The sequence below is a fragment of the Paraburkholderia sp. AV2 genome (assembly GCF_054968425.1).
This window is the reverse complement of the sequence record NZ_JBANLK010000019.1, coordinates 54482-71789: the sequence shown is the minus strand read 5'-3', so window position 1 is coordinate 71789 and position 17308 is coordinate 54482. Positions and strand designations below refer to the sequence as shown.

Annotated in this window: 13 protein-coding genes; 7 read left to right on the top strand and 6 right to left on the bottom strand. The window is 65.2% G+C overall.

Annotated elements, in window-relative coordinates:
- Positions 1-75: 75 nt before the first annotated feature.
- Genes V8683_RS15435 through V8683_RS15425 form a run of 3 tightly spaced genes read left to right on the top strand, consistent with a single transcriptional unit; the run spans position 76 to position 4330 of the window.
- On the top strand, positions 76-1401 hold the full coding sequence (locus tag V8683_RS15435) for an MFS transporter (protein WP_411193242.1): 1326 nt from the start codon (positions 76-78) through the stop codon (positions 1399-1401).
- A gap of 3 nt (positions 1402-1404) precedes the next feature.
- Positions 1405-2622 (top strand): mandelate racemase/muconate lactonizing enzyme family protein, encoded by a 1218-nt coding sequence (locus V8683_RS15430; protein ID WP_411193241.1) that lies wholly within the window; start codon positions 1405-1407, stop codon positions 2620-2622.
- Positions 2623-2638: 16 nt separating this feature from the next.
- Positions 2639-4330: a GMC family oxidoreductase gene (locus V8683_RS15425; protein ID WP_411193240.1), complete on the top strand. Its 1692-nt coding sequence runs from the start codon at positions 2639-2641 to the stop codon at positions 4328-4330.
- Here the strand turns inward: V8683_RS15425 and V8683_RS15420 are convergent.
- The 5 genes from V8683_RS15420 to V8683_RS15400 all read right to left on the bottom strand — a co-directional run bounded on the left by V8683_RS15420 (position 4303) and on the right by V8683_RS15400 (position 9436).
- Entirely contained in the window at positions 4303-5181 is an 879-nt protein-coding gene (locus V8683_RS15420) for a LysR substrate-binding domain-containing protein (protein ID WP_411193568.1), read from the bottom strand. The two genes, V8683_RS15425 and V8683_RS15420, sit on opposite strands and share 28 nt — an antisense overlap.
- A gap of 101 nt (positions 5182-5282) precedes the next feature.
- Positions 5283-6476, bottom strand: a complete 1194-nt coding sequence (locus tag V8683_RS15415; RefSeq protein ID WP_411193239.1) for an MFS transporter — start codon at positions 6474-6476, stop codon at positions 5283-5285.
- Positions 6477-6485: 9 nt separating this feature from the next.
- Entirely contained in the window at positions 6486-7310 is an 825-nt protein-coding gene (locus V8683_RS15410) for a quaternary amine ABC transporter ATP-binding protein (protein ID WP_411193238.1), read from the bottom strand.
- A 67-nt stretch (positions 7311-7377) separates the two neighbouring features.
- Positions 7378-8343 carry an ABC transporter permease gene (locus V8683_RS15405; RefSeq protein ID WP_411193237.1) on the bottom strand — a complete coding sequence of 322 codons (966 nt, stop codon included), beginning with the start codon at positions 8341-8343 and terminating at the stop codon, positions 7378-7380.
- Positions 8344-8395: 52 nt separating this feature from the next.
- Positions 8396-9436: an ABC transporter substrate-binding protein gene (locus V8683_RS15400; protein ID WP_411193236.1), complete on the bottom strand. Its 1041-nt coding sequence runs from the start codon at positions 9434-9436 to the stop codon at positions 8396-8398.
- Between the two features lie 347 nt (positions 9437-9783).
- Here V8683_RS15400 and fae point away from each other — a divergent pair, with 347 nt between their 5' ends.
- The 4 genes from fae to V8683_RS15380 all read left to right on the top strand — a co-directional run bounded on the left by fae (position 9784) and on the right by V8683_RS15380 (position 14662).
- Positions 9784-10305 carry a formaldehyde-activating enzyme gene (gene fae / locus V8683_RS15395; protein WP_411193235.1) on the top strand — a complete coding sequence of 174 codons (522 nt, stop codon included), beginning with the start codon at positions 9784-9786 and terminating at the stop codon, positions 10303-10305.
- A gap of 35 nt (positions 10306-10340) precedes the next feature.
- Complete coding sequence (locus V8683_RS15390) at positions 10341-11360, top strand: aldo/keto reductase (RefSeq protein WP_411193234.1); 1020 nt, start codon at positions 10341-10343, stop codon at positions 11358-11360.
- Positions 11357-12811, top strand: a complete 1455-nt coding sequence (locus V8683_RS15385; protein WP_411193233.1) for an NAD-dependent succinate-semialdehyde dehydrogenase — start codon at positions 11357-11359, stop codon at positions 12809-12811. The genes V8683_RS15390 and V8683_RS15385 overlap by 4 nt, the downstream gene beginning before the upstream one ends.
- Positions 12812-13093: 282 nt before the next feature.
- Positions 13094-14662, top strand: coding sequence for a methyl-accepting chemotaxis protein (locus V8683_RS15380; protein ID WP_462880657.1), 1569 nt, complete (start codon positions 13094-13096; stop codon positions 14660-14662).
- 39 nt (positions 14663-14701) lie between these two features.
- Here V8683_RS15380 and V8683_RS15375 read toward each other — a convergent pair whose 3' ends face one another.
- On the bottom strand, positions 14702-17224 hold the full coding sequence (locus V8683_RS15375) for an EAL domain-containing protein (protein ID WP_411193231.1): 2523 nt from the start codon (positions 17222-17224) through the stop codon (positions 14702-14704).
- Between the last annotated feature and the right edge of the window lie 84 nt (positions 17225-17308).

Below are 17308 nucleotides of genomic sequence, written 5' to 3'. Positions count from 1 at the left end.
TGTTTTGAAGAAGAAAGCAAAATGCCGGCACGCAGGTGCCGGACAAGCAGTATGGAGACAATCTTGCAGAAGTCCATGGCAAAGCCCCAGGCCCTGGGCGCCGTTGCGCGCGCCGAAGCCTCCCCCGCCACCCCTGCCGCCGCGAGCGCGGCGCAACGCTACGGCCAGTTGCTCCTGCTGGTGCTGGCCGCCGGCGCGATCTACCCGATCGTATATCTGCGTCAGGTCTATCAGACCACGATGCTCGACGTCCTCCACATCGACAACGAGCAACTCGGCTACCTGTATTCGGTGCTCGGCATCGTATTCTTTCTCTGCTACCTGCCGAGCGGCTGGCTGGCCGACCGCGTCGCGCCGCGCCTTCTGATCTGCTTTTCGCTGATCGGCACCGGCGCGCTCGGCCTGTGGTATTCCACGGCGCCGGCCTTTCCTGTGCTGATGGTGATTTTCTGCTGTTGGGGCCTCACGACCGGCCTCACGTTCTGGGCTTCGGTGCTCAAGCGCGTGCGCATGATCGCGGGGGCGAACGAGCAGGGCCGCTTCTTCGGCCTGCTCGACGGCGGTCGCGGGCTCATCGAGGCGCTGCTCGCGACCATCGCGCTTGCGCTCTTCGCCGCGGCTACGAGCGGCGGACGCGGCGAGGCCGCCGGGCTGCGCCACGTCATCTATCTTTACTCGTTCACCTGCATTGCGCTTGGCGCGGTGATGAGCCTCTTCAAGGATCCGGTGGCGCAGGCCGCGGACGATGAAGCCGCGCAGAGCCAGATCGGTGCGCAGCGCAATTCGCTGTGGCGCGATCTCTCCACGCTCGCCTCGATTCCGCAACTGTGGCTCGTCGCAGCGGTAGTGTTCTGCGGCTACCAGATCTTCTGGGCGACCTACAGCTTTTCGGCCTACCTCCAGCAGGGCGAACTACACATGAGCGTCGTCGCGGCCGGCATGGTGACCACGCTGAAACTCTGGATGCGTCCGATCGGCGGCATCGGCGGCGGTTTGCTCGGCGACCGGCTCTCGAACCTGCGCGTGCTGATCGTCGCCCTGTTCCTCGCCGTGCTCGGGCTGATCGGCCTGATCCTGTTGCCGGCGCTGCGCAACGTCGCGCTGCTCGGCATCGTCGTGCTGTTCATCGGCATCATGACCTACGCGATCCGCGGTCTCTACTGGACGCTGCTCGACTACTGCGCGGTTCCCATGCGCATCACCGGCCTTGCCATCGGCATGGTTTCGCTGATCGGCTATTCGTCGGACATCTTTCTGCCGCTCGTGAACGGCTATATCACGCAGCACTACGCCGGCATGCTGGGCTATCAGATCTATTTCGCCTACGTGGCCGTGATCGGCGCGACAGGCGGCGTAGCAGCCCTCGTGCTCAAGCACATGACTCACTCGAAAACGGTTTGAACCATGAAAGTCGTCTCAATGCAAACGCATGTCGTCGCGGTGCCTCCCCCGCACATCGGCGGCATGTACTGGATCTTCGTCACGCTGCAGACCGATTGCGGCATGGAAGGCGTGGGCGAGGTCTATGCCGCGACGTTTCACCCCGACGTGATGGTTCCCGCGATCAACGACGTGTTCGAGCGCTATCTGCTGAACCAGGATCCACATCATGTCGAGCGTTTCTGGCGCGAATCCTATTCGAGCGGCTTCACGCAGCGTCCCGATCTCACGATGATGGGCATCGTGAGCGGGCTGGAGATGGCATGCTGGGACATCATCGGCAAGGCCGCCAACAAGCCCGTTTATGAACTGCTGGGCGGCATGGTGAACGAGCGTCTTCGTTCGTACACCTATCTGTACCCGAAGAACCGTCAGGGCGAGTACGATTACGACGACGCCGACCTCGCCGCCGAGTGCGCCGCGCAGAATGTGAAACTTGGCTTCACGGCCGTCAAGTTCGATCCGGCCGGCCCGTACACCGCGTATTCGGGACATCAGCTCTCGCTGGAAGTGCTGGACCGCTGCGAGCGGTTCTGCCGCAAGGTGCGCGAGGCCGTGGGTAGCCGGGCCGACCTGCTGTTCGGCACGCACGGCCAGATGGTGCCGTCTTCGGCCATCCGGCTCGCGCAGCGGCTGGAAAAATACGATCCGCTGTGGTTCGAAGAGCCGGTTCCGCCTGGTCAGGAAGCTGCCATGGCGCAGGTCGCCGCGCGCACGAGCATTCCGATTGCCGCAGGCGAGCGCCTCACGACCAAGTACGAGTTCTTCAAGCTGCTGGACAGCGGTGCGGCCTCGATCCTGCAGATGAACATCGGCCGCGTGGGCGGCCTGCTCGAAGCGAAGAAGGTGGCGAGCCTCGCCGAGGTCTATTACGCGCAGATCGCCCCGCATCTCTATAACGGTCCCGTGGGCGCTGCGGCGAGCATCCAGTTGGCGGCCTGCACGCCCAATTTCCTGATTCAGGAAAGCATCGGCACGTGGGATGGCTTCCACGCCGAAGTCCTCAAGCAGCCGATCCACTGGGAAGACGGCTACATCATTCCGTCGAAGGCGCCGGGGCTCGGCGTCGAACTCGACATGGAAGTCGTGCGCGCGCACACGCCCTACACGGGCAAGCGCCTGCATCTGCAGATGCAGCGCGAGCCGGCGGACGTCCGCGACACGTCGCCTGCACGCGGCTGATCAGGAGAGCAAAGCAATGAACTACGACTACATCATCGTTGGCGCCGGCTCCGCGGGCTGTATCCTCGCCGAGCGGCTGTCGGCCTCGGGCCGGCATTCGGTGCTGCTGCTCGAAGCGGGCGGACCCGACAAATCGTTCTGGTTCAAGATCCCGATCGGTTTCGCGAAGCTGTACTACCACACGGTCTACAACTGGATGTATTACAGCCAGCCGGAGCCGGAGCTCGCGGGCCGTTCGATCTACTGTCCGCGCGGCAAGGTGCAGGGCGGCTCGGGCTCGATCAACGCCATGATCTATGTGCGCGGCGCACAGCGCGACTACGACGACTGGGCCGCCGCCGGCAATCCGGGCTGGTCGTATCGCGACGTGCTGCCGTACTTTCGCAAGCTCGAATCGCATCCGCTTGGCGATACGCCCTGGCACGGCGCGAACGGGCCCGTGCACATCACGCCGATGAAGGATGGCGCGCATCCGATCTGCGAAACGTTCATCGAGGGCGCGCAGCAACTCGGCTACGAACGCAACGAAGACTTCAACGGTGCCCGGCTCGAAGGCGTGGGCATCTATGACGTCAACACGCGCAACGGTCGCCGCGATTCGAGCAGCGTCGCTTATCTGCATCGCGCGGGGCATCGGCCCAATCTCACGATCGAACATCATGCGCACGCCACGCGCGTACTGTTCGACGAGGCCGACGGCGCGCGCCGCGCAACGGGTGTCGAGATCGAGCAGCAGGGCAAGAAGCGCACGTTCCGTGCGAACCGCGAGGTGATCGTCGCGGCAGGCGCCGTGGATTCGCCCAAGCTGCTGCAACTCTCGGGCGTGGGCCCGCGTGCGCTGCTCGAGCAGCATGGCATTGGCGTTGTGCACGAGCTGCCCGCAGTCGGCCAGAACCTGCAGGATCACCTGTGCGTGAGCTTCTACTATCGCGCGCGCGTAAAGACGCTCAACGACGCGTTCCGTAGCTGGACCGGCAAGCTCAAGTTCGGCCTGCAATACCTGCTCGCGCGCAAAGGCCCGCTTTCGATGAGCGTGAACCAGTCGGGCGGCTTCTTCTGTACCGATCCGGACGAGGCGCAGCCGAACATGCAGATCTACTTCAATCCGCTTTCCTACCGGATTCCGAAGTCGAACCGCGCGGCGCTCACGCCGGAGCCGTATTCAGGTTTCCTGATTGCCTACAATCCCTGCCGTCCCACGAGCCGCGGATCGGTGGAGATCGCCTCGGGGCGTATGGAAGATGCGCCGCTCATTCGCGGCAACTATCTCTCCACGCAGAAGGACCGCGACGAAGTCATGCAGGGCGGCCGGCTCGTGCGCCAACTGATGCAGGCGAAGGCGCTCAAGGACATCACCGTGGAAGAAGTGTCGCCGGCAGCGGCTGTCACCGACGACGCGAGCATGCTGCAGTATTTCCGCGAGCAGAGCGGTTCGATCTATCACCTGTGCGGCAGTTGCGCGATGGGTCCCGATCCGCAAACGGCTGTCGTGGATGCGCGCCTGCGCGTGCATGGCATTGCCGGCCTGCGGGTGGTGGATGCGTCGATTTTCCCGAACATCACGTCCGGCAACACGAATGCGGCGGCGATGATGGTCGCGGAGAAGGGCGCGGCGATGATCCTCGAAGACGCGGAGCCGGGCGCAAACGGCGAGACGCGCCGGGCGGTGCGCGCGGGCACTCAACGCGCGGCGGCGATCTCGTCCTGAAGCCACTGCCGGAATAGCTGGAGCGGCTTCGACGCCTTCTGCCCGGGCCGCACCACGAACCAGTACGACTGGCGTCCGTCCACGTGCACCTCGTTTACGGGTGCCAGTTTCCCCTCGGCCAGCTCGCGGGCGATCATGTTGCGGTCGGCGATCGTCACACCCAAGCCTTCGATAGCGGCGCGGATCGCATGATCCAGCAGGTCGAATTCGTAGCCGCCCGAAGTATCCACGCCTTCGATTCGGGCGGCATCCAGCCAGTGGCGCCACGTCAGAAAACGCTGGTTCTCGCCCGCGAGCACGTGCAGCAGCGTCTGCTCCGCGAGGTCGAACGGTTCCTGCGCGAGCAGCGATGGCGCGCAGACCGCGATGTGCTCCTCGTGCATCAGCAATGAACTCTCAAGTCCTTCCCATTCGCCGTCGCCAAAGCGGATCGCGCAGTCGAGCGCCGTCGAATCGGCGAGGCTGTCCTGCAGGCGCGTTGTCACGCTCAGTTCGAGCGACGGATGCCGCGCGTGCAGCTTCGCGAGGCGTGGCACGAGCCAGCGGCTCGCGAAGGTGGGCGGCACGTTCACGCGCAGGCGGTTGAGGTCGCTTTTCTGCTGGATCGTGCGCACCGTCAGTTCGATGCGGTCGAACGACTGCTGCAGCGTGCGCAGCAGCGCGCGGCCAGCGTCGGTCAGTTCGAGCCGGTGATGGTGGCGTTCGAGCAGCGTCTCGCCCAGTTGCTCCTCGAGCTGGCGCACCTGGCGGCTCACGGCGCTTTGCGTCACGTTCAACTGTTCGGCGGCGCGCGTAAAGCTGCCGCTCGTGCCTGCGGCCTCGAACGCCTTCAGGGCGTTCAGCGCGGGCATCTTGCGCTTCAATTTTCTCTCCTTGCGATCCGCGCCGGTTCGGAGCGGCGCGTCTTGCGAAGCGCGCAGTATACCGTTACCCGGGCCGCCGGGCCGCGGCTTCACCTGGCCGCCCTCGCACGGGAGAGCGCCACTAGCCCGAGCGTCACCGCGAGCGCGAACACGTAGAGGCCGCTCGCGCCCAGAACGCGCATGAAGAGCGAGCCGACCGTGGGCCCTGCCGCGCCGCCGATCGAGAAGACGAGCAGGAGCGTCGCGCTGGTTTTCACACGCGCGGACTGGTCGACGCGGTCGTTCACGTCCGAGACGATCACGCCGTAGAGCGTGAACGTCAAGGCAACGTAGAGAAATAGCAGGGTGTCGACGGCGAGCGGCGCGCGTACCACGATCAGCGCGGCGGCGAGCACGGCCGCCGAAGTCGCGACGGCGCCTAGCGTCGTGCGCCGGCCGAGGCGATCGGAGAGTTTGCCCACCGGCCACTGCGAAAGCAGCGCGCCGATCAGCACGATGCCCATGGCGCGCGAGATATCGGCCGGTGGAAAGCCAATGCGTTCGAGGTAGACGGGCGTGAGCGCATAGAACGCACTGGAGAGCAGCCCCGCCCCGATACAGGCCGGCACGCTGCGCGGCGCCGCGCGCCGCAGTTCGTGCAGACCGTCCAGCAACAGGGCTGGCCGCTTGGGTGTGGCGAGCGGCGAGGCGCGTGTTGCGGAAACGGCGGCGGCCGATGCGCTCGACGGCAGTGGTACCTGCCAGTCGCCGATCAGTGCAACGGGAATGAGCGCGCCAACGAAAAGCGCATTGACGAAAACGCGTTCGAAGTCGCCGTTTCCGGCGCTGCCCATGCCGGAGAGGCCGAGCAGGAACTGCCCGGCGCTGACACCCAGATAGGTCAGCACGAGATAAAGGGCGAACGCCCGCCCGCGTTGTCCATTCGGGACCGCGCCGTTCACGCCGCTTTCGATCGAGGTGAACACGCCCACCATGCTGAAACCGGTCAACAGGCGCAGCGCGGCCCATGCGCCGGGGGTGTCGAACGAGAGATAGCCGAGCGCGGCGAGCGCCGTGAATGCGGCAAAGCCGATGAACGCGCGCTGCGGCCCGATTCGCGCGACGAGCGGCCCGAGGCCGAGTGCGCCGCCTATGAAGCCGACGTAGTAGCAGGACTGCACGAGACCCACGTCGAGCGCGGAGCGCTCGACGTGCAGCATCCTCAGCGACACCAGCGTGGTGAGCAGGCTATTGCCGCAGATGAGTAGCGTATAGCCGCTGAGCAGCCCGATCAGCGACCGCATGCGTGCCGTTCAGTGCGGCACGCCGGCGCGGCGTTCGACGAAGCGGCGCACGTAGTCGTCGGCGGGGCGGTGCAGGATGTCGTCGGCCGTGCCGCACTGGATCAGGCGGCCGTCGCGCAGGATCGCGATCTGGTTGCCGATGCGCAGGGCCTCGTCGAGATCGTGCGTGATGAACACGATGGTTTTCTTGAGCGTGGCCTGCAGTTCGAGCAACTGGTCCTGCATCTCCGTGCGGATCAGCGGGTCGAGCGCCGAAAACGCTTCGTCCATCAGCAGCACGTCGGTGTCGGCTGCGAGCGCGCGGGCAAGGCCCACACGCTGACGCATGCCGCCCGAGAGTTCGTCGGGATAATGATTCGCGTAGCCGCCCAAGCCCACCTTGTCGAGCCATTCGCGTGCTTTCTCGTGCGCGTCGGCCTTCTTCTCGCCGCGCGTCACGAGCGCGTAGGCGGCGTTGCTCAACACGGTCTGATGCGGCAGGAGTCCGAAGCTCTGGAACACCATGCTCACGCCGTAGCGGCGCAGCTCGCGCAGGCCGCCTTCGGAGAGTTTGAGCACGTCCTTGCCGTCGATGAGGATCTCGCCCACGGTCGGCTCGATCAGCCGGTTGAAGTGGCGCACGAGCGTGGACTTGCCCGAACCGGAAAGACCCATGATCACGAAGATCTGGCCCGAGCCGATGGAGAGGCTCACGTCGTTCAGGCCGACATTGCAGCGCGTCTTCTCCAGCACGTCCGCCTTGGTGGCGCCGCCGCGCAGCAGGTCGAGTGCGCGCCGGCCCGCTTCCTGGGTGCCGAAGATCTTGTACACGTTTTTGACTTCGATGCCGCTCATTTTCGTTCCCTCATTGCTCTATCGTCCGATGACTCAGGCTCGTTGCGGCGAGCCCACGCGGAAGCATTCATTTCGCGGGCTGGCCGCTCAGGTCGCTGCTCTTCGCGGCATTCGCCTCGTCGGCGGCCTCTGCGCGGGCACGGCGAAACGGAATGCGCGAGGGCTGCTTCTGGCTGCGCGACAGACGCCGCGTGCGGCGGCCCTGGCCGTAGCCCTGGCTGATGCGGTCGATCACGATGGCGAGAATCACGATGGCGATGCCGGCCTGCGTACCCTTGCCGACGTCGAGCGTCTGGATGCCGGCGAGCACGTCTTCGCCGAGTCCGCGCGAACCGATCATCGAGGCGATCACGACCATGGAGAGTGCCATCATCGTGGTCTGGTTGATACCGGCCATGATGCTCGGGCGGGCGAGCGGAAGCTGCACCTGAAACAGCATCTGCCAGCGGGTGGTGCCGAAGGCGCGCGCCGCTTCGACGATCTCGCCGTCCACGTGGCGAATGCCGAGGTCGGTCAGGCGGATGAGCGGCGGCAGCGCATAGACGACGGTGGCGAGGATCGCGGGCACCTTGCCGAGGCCGAACAGCATCAGCACCGGTATGAGGTACACGAAGCTCGGCAGCGTCTGCATCACGTCGAGCACCGGCAGCAGCAGGCGGCGCAGCATGCCGCTCGACGCCGCGAGAATGCCGATGGGGATCCCCAGCGCGACAGAGATGAGCGTCGAAACGAACATCAGCGCGAAGGTTTGCATGAGCTTGTCCCACAGCCCGAAGCAGCCGATCAGGTACAAGAGGCCCATGAACAGCAGCGCCACGCCGACCCGCCGCGAGGCATGCCAGGCGAGCAGGCCGACCGCGGCCAGCACGACCCAGACAGGCATGGCGCGCAGCAGGCCTTCGAGCGGCACGAGAACGTAGCGCAGCATCAGCACGCTGAAGTTGTGGAACGCGTCGCCGTACTGCTGCACGAATGCGGTGACCTGATCGTTGACCCAGTCGGCGATGGAGAGATGAAGGAAGGGGGATCCCATGGTGAGCCTCATTCTGCTTAAGTCGTGTGCCGCTTCGCGGGCTGATGTGCGCTTACGTGCCCAGGCTGGCCTGTACGCGCGCCGCAACGTCCGGCGTCACCCATTGCTTCCAGATTTCCGGGTGCTGTTTGAAGAACGTATGCGCGACCGTCGACGCGTCGAGCTTCTTTTCGTGCATCTGTTCGACGAGCTGCTCGTCGAGCGGAAGCGGCAGACTGATCTTGCCGAAGAACGCCACGGCGTCGGGCTGCGCTTCATAGAACGGCGTGGAAACCGCGACCATGAGATGCGAAACCTTGAAGGCGGACGCACAGGGCGTGCCCTTCGGATCGGCGATCGTGTTCCAGCAGGCGTCGCTGTAGGGTGCGCCTTCGAGCTGCACGAAATGGTACTTCGCCATCAACCCGGCCGGCTGCCAGTAATAGAACAGGATGGGTTTGCCGCGTTCGTAGGCCGACGCGACGGCCGCGTCGAGGCCGGCGCCGGTGCCGGGGCGGAAGTTCGTGTAATCGTCGCCGAGTTTGTAGGCGTCGAGCAGCCGGTTGTTGAAGCGCTCGCAGTCCCAGCCGGAGGGGCAGTTGTAGAAGCGGCCCTTGCCTGGCTCTTCGTCGTCGGCGAAGAGATCCTTGTATTGCGGCAACTGCGAGATTGAGTGCAGTTGCGGCGCGAGCGGCTTGATCCCGCGTGCCGGGTCGCCGTGGATCACGTAGTCGGGGACATACCAGCCTTCGCGGTCGCCGCCGGGAATCAGCTCGCCGACCAGCTTCACGCTGCCGTCCTTCAGGCCGCGCGCGATGATCTTGCTGCGGCCGGTCCAGTGCTCGGCCCAGATCTGCAGGTCGCCGCTGGCGAGCGCGGTTTCGGTGGCGGCGGTGGCGCCCGGCACGACCTCGGTCTTGCAGCCGTAGCCTTTTTCGAGCACCGTGCGGACCATTTCGGTCATTAGCGCACCGCTTTCCCAGGTGATCTGGGCGAGCTTCACTGTCTTGCCGGAGCCGCACCAGTTGGGCTCGGCCGCAAACGTGCTGGTCGCGGCGCAAGTGAGCGCGAGCGCGGCGGCAAGGCGTACGCCTGCCAGCGTGATACCTCTCATGTCTCCTCCGTTACGGAATGTCTGCTGGCCCTTTCGGTTTTGTTCGGGCCAAGTCGTTTGATTCACGCGAACAGAGTCTAGCGGCAGCGTTTAGGGTTGCGAAGCCACGAATAGTCATCGAAGCATTACCTGATCTCATGCCATGCGACACCGCGCTCGCGGCGATGAATACGCCTCATGCCCCCATGAGATTTCGTAGCTTTTGTGAGCGTGTTGCTTGTGCTGCAATTCGTCTCGACGCGCAGGCCGTATCGGCAAACCGAGATTTTCCCGGACGGTTCCCGGATGCTTCCGATAGGCCGCTGCGCTGCACAACAACCCCGGTAATTCAGGAGACGGAGTCGGACATGAAAGCCTTGGAAGTCTATATCGGTGAAGGTTTCGCGGGACCAGGCGTAAACGCTGCCCACATCAACATCATGATCGGTCCGCGCAGCGGCCCCGTTGGCCAGGCGTTCACGAACAGCCTTTCGTCGCCGTCGCAGGGTCATGTGCCCTTCATGGTGGTCGCACAGCCGAACGTGCCGGTCAAGCCCGTCACGCTCTACGTGAACAAGGCCGACATTCGCGGCGACCTGCACGGCAACGCTACCTGGGGCGCCTCCCAGGCCGCCATCGCGAAGGCGGTGACCGAGGCGATGCTGGACGGCACGCTGCCGCCGGAAGCGGAGAACGAATGGTGCATCGTCACGGCGAACTGGGTGAACTGGTCCTGCGACGATCTCGACGCCGTCTACGAGAACAACTACACGGCCTGCAAGACGGCTATCCACGCCGCGATGAACGGACTGCCCAAGCTCGACAAGCTCGCCGAAGTGCGCGACCAGATCAGCAATCCTTTCTATACGCCCAAGGCCCGCGCGGCCTGAATCGGCCCGATCCCATCGACTGCAAGGTGACTGCAATGCAATACATCCAACTGGGACGCTCGGGCCTGAAGGTTTCGCGCCTGTGCCTCGGCACCATGAACATGGGCACGCCGGACTGGAAGCCGTGGATCTACAACGAGGAGCAGAGCGAGCCGATCGTGCGCCGTGCCCTCGAAGCGGGCGTCAATTTCATCGACCTCGCCGACTTCTACTCGACCGGCGTGGGCGAGGAGGTGGTCGGGCGCATCGTGCGCCGGCTCGCGAAGCGCGACGAACTGGTGCTCACGACCAAGGTGGGCTATCCCATCGGCAATGGCGTGAACAACCAGGGTCATTCGCGCAAGCACATCATGGACGGTATCGACGGGTCGCTGCGCCGCTTGCAGACCGATTACGTCGATGTCTACATGCTGCATTACTTCGACGTGAACACGCCCGTCGAGGAAACGATGGACGCGCTGAACGACATCGTGCGCTCGGGCAAGGCGCGCTATATCGGCGTCTCGACGATGTTCACGTGGCAGTTCGCGAAGATCCTGCAGGCCTGCGAGCGTCATGGCTTCGCGCGGCCGATCAACATGCAGCTGCAGCTGAACTGTGCCTACCGCGAGGAAGAGCGCGAGATGATTCCGTTCTGCGTCGATCAGGGCGTGGGCGTTTCGGTGTTCAGCCCGCTCGCGCGCGGCCTGTTGTCCGGCGACGCGAAGTCGGTGCGCAACCAGACCGACTTCTTCACCGGGCAGATGTACGACGACGAAGCATCGCGCAATATCGCGCATTCGGTTGCCGAAGTGGCGCTCGCGCGCGGTGTTTCGTGCGCGCAGATCGCGCAGGCGTGGGTGCTCGGGCGCAACGGCGTTTCGTCGATGCTGGTGGGCGCGGATACCGTTGCGCAGTTCGAAAGCGCGCTCGCGGCGCTGGAAATGAAGCTCGACGCCGACGAGTTGTACGAACTCGATCGCAACTACACGCCTTGCGACGTGATCAACGACTACGTCACGGCGCGCATTCCGCGCGTGGCGCGTCCGTCGCGCCGACTGGAGATTGCAGCATGATCGAAGGCCTCGAGGATCGGGCGCTCTGGCGCATGACGAACTATATCGACGGCGAATGGGTCGAGAGCGAGTCGACCTATGCGGTCGTCGACCCGGCAAGCGGGCAGCCGCTCGCGCAGGTGGCGCGGGCCGGCGGGCGCGAGACGCTGCAGGCCGTCGCGGCGGCGTCGCAGGCTTTCCCGGCATGGCGCGACGCCACGGCCGCCGAGCGCGGCGAGAAGGTGCGCCGCTGGGGCGAACTGATGCTCGAACACCGCGACGACCTCGCACGGATCATGACCGCGGAGCAGGGCAAGCCGTACGCGGAAGCGCAGGGCGAAGTGGCCTATGCGGCGAGCTTCCTGACGTGGTTCGCCGAAGAAGCGCGGCGCGCCTACGGCGACGTGATTCCGGCGCCGAAGAAGGGCTCGCGCATCGTCGTGATGAAGGAGCCGGTGGGGGTGGTCGGCGCCATCACGCCATGGAATTTCCCGCTGGCGATGGTCACGCGCAAGGCGGGCCCCGCGCTGGCGGCGGGCTGCACGATGGTGCTCAAGCCTTCGGAGGAAACTCCGCTTTCCGCGTTCGCGCTTGCGGTGCTGGCCGAGCGCGCCGGCATCCCGCGCGGCGTGTTCAACGTGGTGTCGGGCGACGCGCCCGCCATCGGCGATACGCTGATGGCGTCCAAGGCCGTGCGCAAGATCTCGTTTACGGGCTCGACGCGCGTGGGCAAGCTGCTCATGCGCGCGGCGGCGGACAGCGTCAAGAAGGTCTCGCTGGAGTTGGGCGGCAACGCGCCGTTCATCGTGTTCGACGATGCCGATCTCGACGCGGCGGTGGTTGGGGCGATGGCCTCGAAGTTCCGCAACACAGGGCAGACTTGTGTGTGCGTGAACCGCTTCTTCGTTCAGGCCGGCGTGCACGACGCGTTCGTTGCGAAGCTTGTGAAGGCAGTCGAGGCCTTGCACGTGGCGAACGGCATGGAGCCGGGCGCGACGCAGGGGCCGCTCATCAATCGCGCCGCGCTGCACAAGGTGGAAGCGCACGTGAGCGATGCGAAGGACAAGGGCGGCACGGTGGTGTGCGGCGGTCGTCCGCACACGCTCGGCGGCACGTTCTACGAGCCTACCGTGATTACCGGCGCGCACGGCGGGATGATGCTCGCGCACGAGGAAACTTTCGGGCCGGTGGCAGCCGTGTTCCGCTTCGAGACCGAGGAGGAGGCGGTTCAAGCGGCGAACGATACCGACTTCGGCCTCTCGGCGTACTTCTACGCGCGCGACATCGGCCGGGTCTGGCGCGTGGCGGCTGCGCTCGAAAGCGGCATGGTGGGCATCAACGAAGGCATTATTTCAACCGAGGTCGCGCCGTTCGGCGGTGTGAAGGAATCGGGGCTCGGCCGCGAGGGCTCGAAGTACGGGCTCGATGAGTACCTCGAAACGAAGTACATGATGATGGGGGGATTGGGCTGAACACCCACGGCCGGCTATAACGCGGCGCGCCGCCGCCGCGCAGCCGGCCGAGGGCGGCGGTAACGCGGCTCGCGATGGCCCTTACGGCTGGCCGAAGAAAAATTCGCGTCGATTTGTTGATTCTCGTCAAATTGTAAAAATTGTTAAAGCCGCTCCTGCGGGCATACTTGCGTTCGTTCTCGATAGTCCGTGTCTGGACGTATCGGCCGGACCGGGAACCCCAGGGGTAGGCGAGCTTCCGCTCAAGGGGGAGCCCATGAAACGACGAGACCAATCACGACGATGCGCATCAACGTCCCGATTACAGATCACGAATATGTGTTGTCACAGGACGAGGTCATCATCACCCGTACGGATAGCACCGGCGTAATCGAGTACGCCAATGAGGCTTTCCTTTGCGCGAGCGGATTCTCGCGCGACGAGGTGATCGGCGCGCCACAGAATATCGTTCGGCATCCTGACATGCCGGCGGAAGCCTTCGAAGATCTGTGGCGCACGATCCGGAGCGGCCGTCCGTGGTCGGGCGTCGTCAAGAACCGGCGCAAGGACGGCGGATTCTACTGGGTGCTCGCCAACGTCACGCCGGCCATGCGCGACGGCGAGGCAACGGGTTACGTTTCCGTGCGCACGCGCCCGGCCGAGGCCGAAATCGCGGCGGCCGAACGCCTGTATGCAGACCTGCGGCGCGAGCAGGGCGGGAAGTGGCGCCTCGCAGGCGGGCGGGCCGTCCGCAAAGGCCTGGCCGGTCTTCCCCAGCGGCTGCTCGGCCTTTCGGCCGTTGGCCGCCTGGACTTCATCATGGCGGCGCAGGCACTGATGATCCTGCTCGTTCCGGCGTGCATGACGAGCGGGCTTTTTACCCGCATGGCGGGGCTGCGGCTCGGATGGTCGATCGCGGTCGCGGCGGCACTGTCTTGCGCCCTGATGGCCGTGTGGCTGACCCGCAACGTGTTCGCACCGCTTGCCCGGATGAGCGCCAGCGCGTTCGTGGTGCTCTCGGGCGAACTGCAGCATCGCTTTCACGAGTCGGGCGATTCTCATACGCGCCTGCTCGGGCGCTTGCTCAACCAGATGAACGGAAAGACGATTGGCGTATTGATGGACGCACGCGGCTCGATCGACAAGGTGCGAGGCGCTTCCGCGGGGTTGGCCGAAGGTAATGCCAATCTCTCCATGCGCACGGAGCAGCAGGCGAGCGCGATCGAGCAGACCACCGCGACATTGGGGCAGATTACCGAAACGGCACGGCACAATGCCGAATCGGCCAGGCTGGCGCGCACCGAAGGAAGCCGGACGGCGGAAGCCGCTTCGGCCGCCGCCGAGGCGGCGCGCCGGTCGGCACAGCTAACGGATGCGTTGGCCGGTCACTCGCGACGCATTTCGGAAATTACGACCACGATCGACAGCATTGCGTTTCAAACGAACCTGCTCGCCCTGAATGCGTCGGTGGAAGCCGCGAGAGCGGGGCAGAACGGCCGCGGATTCGCCGTCGTGGCCGGCGAGGTGCGCACGCTGGCCAAGCGTTCCGAGGCTGCGGCCAGGGAGATCAAGGCGCTGATCGACACTTCGCTCGACATGATGAGGGCGAGTGCCCAGGCTGCGGCGGGCGCCGGCGCCGACATGAGCAAGGTCGAACAGTCCGTCGCCGAACTCACGCGGGCCATTTCGGACATTGCCGAAGCGAGCAGCGGACAAAGCGTCGAGATCGCCGAGTCGCAGATTGCCGTGGAGCAGCTTGCGCAGATCACCCAGATGAATGCAACGCTCGTTGAGGAGTCCGCAGCAGCGTCCACGGCGCTGAACCAGCAGGCTCAGACACTGGAAGACGCCGTCACCGTGTTGATGGGTTGAGGGCAGGGTTGACGGCTTCGGGCGACGGCCGGCCGTCCCTCAAGCCGATGGCGCGAGCGCTTGCGCGCACTGCCGCAGCATCAGCCCGGTCAATGACTCCACGGGCTGCGGCTTTGCCAGCAGATAGCCCTGCGCGCCGTGACATCCGGCCTCGCGCAGGAAGGCCACCTGCTCGGGTGTTTCGACACCCTCCATAATCACGTCGAGACCGAGTGCCCGTCCCATCGCAACGGCCGCACGGATGATCGCCCGGTCCGAGTTGTGCGTCTCGTCGCCGGCCAGAAACGAGCGGTCGATCTTCAGCGTATCGACGGGCAGATCCTTCAGGTAGGCGAGCGACGAGTAGCCTGTGCCGAAGTCGTCGATGGCGAGGCTCACTCGCCGCGCCACCAGTTCGCGCAGCAGCGAGACGATGTCTTCGCGCGTATTCATCGCCATGCTTTCGAGCAATTCGAGCTGAAGCCGTTCGGCCGGCAGCGCGGTCTCGCTGAGAATCTCGCTCAGGTCGGCCAGGAACCCGTCGGTGAAACATTGCCGCGCGGAGAGATTGACCGCGACGCGGCCGAACTCGATGCCGGCGTCGAGCCATGCGCGCGCCTGACGGCAGGCTTCGCGCAATACCCAGCGCCCCAGCGGAACGATCAACGCGGATTGCTCGGCAATGGCGATGAACTCGCCCGGCGGCACGAGTCCGCGGCGCGGATGCTGCCAGCGCAGCAAGGCCTCCACGCCGACGACGCGGCCGGTGGAGAGATCGTACTGCGGCTGGTAGAACAGACGGAATTCGTGTTGTTCGAGTGCGCGATGCAATTCGCCCAGCGTTTCGAGCTGGGCCATCGCCGACGATGTCATCCGGCTCTCGAAGAACTGGAAGACGTTGCGTCCGCGGTTTTTTGCGCTGTACATCGCCTGGTCGGCGCGCATCATCAAGGGCTCGGCCTGCGTGCCGTCGTCGGGGAAGATACTGATGCCGATGCTGGGCGTCGTGAAGATCTCGCGCCCGCCGACCGGGATGGCCTCGCCCACCGAATCGAGCAGCGTGCGCGCGAGGCGGCCTACGTCGCGGATATCGCTGATGTCTTCGAGCACGAAGGCAAATTCGTCCCCGCCGAGCCTCGCGACGGTATCGCTCTCGCGCAGGCGCCGGCGCAGCCGTTCCGCGACAATCTTGAGCACCTCGTCGCCGGCGCTGTGGCCAAGCGTGTCGTTGACGAGCTTGAAGCGGTCCAGGTCGAGATACATCACGGCGAACTGGCGGCCGCCGCGCTGGGCATGGAGGATCGCGCGTTCGAGCCGCTCCTCGAACAGCACGCGATTCGCGAGCCCCGTCAGCACGTCGTGCGTGGCGAGGTAGCGCAGGCGCTCTTCGGTCTGACGCCGCTGCGTGATGTCGGAGAAAATGCCTGCGTAGTGCGATATGTTGCCGTCGTTGTCGCGTATGCCCGTGATGGTGAGGTATTCGAGGTAAAGCTCGCCGTTCTTGCGGCGATTCCAGATCTCGCCCTGCCAATGCCCGTTGGTCTTCAGGGAGTCCCACAACTCCCCATAGAACGCGGCGTCCTGGTGCCCCGAGTTCAGGAGGCTCGGATTGCGCCCGACAACTTCCTCCTCCGTGTAGCCCGTGAGACGCGTGAACGCCTGGTTCACGCGCTCTATTTTCGCGTTCCGGTCGGTCACCATGATGCCTTCGAGCGCCGACTCGAACACGCGGTCAGCCATGCGCAGACTGAACCTCGCGCGGCCGAGCGCTTCGTCGCGCTCGCGCAGTGCACTGTGCAGTTCGTTCACGTACTCGTCCTCGATGTTCTGGAGGATGTCCGCGAAGCTCAGGAGTCCGGCGAGGCGGCCGGCGTTGTCGCATACGCCCACGTGACGGATGTGCTGCTGCAGCATGAAGTGCTGCGCGGCATACAGGCTCTGGGTGGCCGAAAGCGTTTGCAGGGGATGGCTGGCGTGATCGCCGACCTCGCCGTTCAGGGCGTCGCTCGCGATGAGGCGCACCACGTCGCGCTCGGTCAGGATGCCGTGCTCGCCGCCGGCATACGCGACGACGATGGCGTCGAGCTTCCTCGCCCGCATCTGCGCGATCGCCTCGTGCAGGGGCCGGCCGGCGGGCACGCTGACGAGCGGCTGCACGTGGATGGCCTCGATGGGCTTGAGGTGCAGAAAGAATTCGGCACCCTGGTTCACGACGACGTCGGTCTGCGTGAGCACGCCGATGCAAACACCGTCGCGCACGACCCCGAAGTGGCGGATTCCCGAATGCTTGAAGCGGACTGCCGCTTCGCCCAGCGATGTATGGGCGTCGAGCGTGAGCAGCGGGGCGCTCATCACGGTGCTGATCGGCCGGTCGAGTTCGTCCGCATGCTCGCTGACGGCGAGCGCGTCCTGCTCGGTCCAGATTCCAACGGGCTCGCCGTCTTCCATCACGACGATCGAACTGCAACGCTCGGCGAAGATGCGCCTTGCGACTTCGCGGACCGGCGTGGAGGGAGCGCACGTCAGCATGGGGCGCGTGATCAGGCGGGAAATCGGAATGGCGTAACTGCTCGTATGAAGCATGCTCGAACCCAAGGCGGTGGACTTTCGAGGTCGGGCGTGCGGCCGGTGCGCGAGCGGCACGGGGCAGTACGCCTTAACTCACAC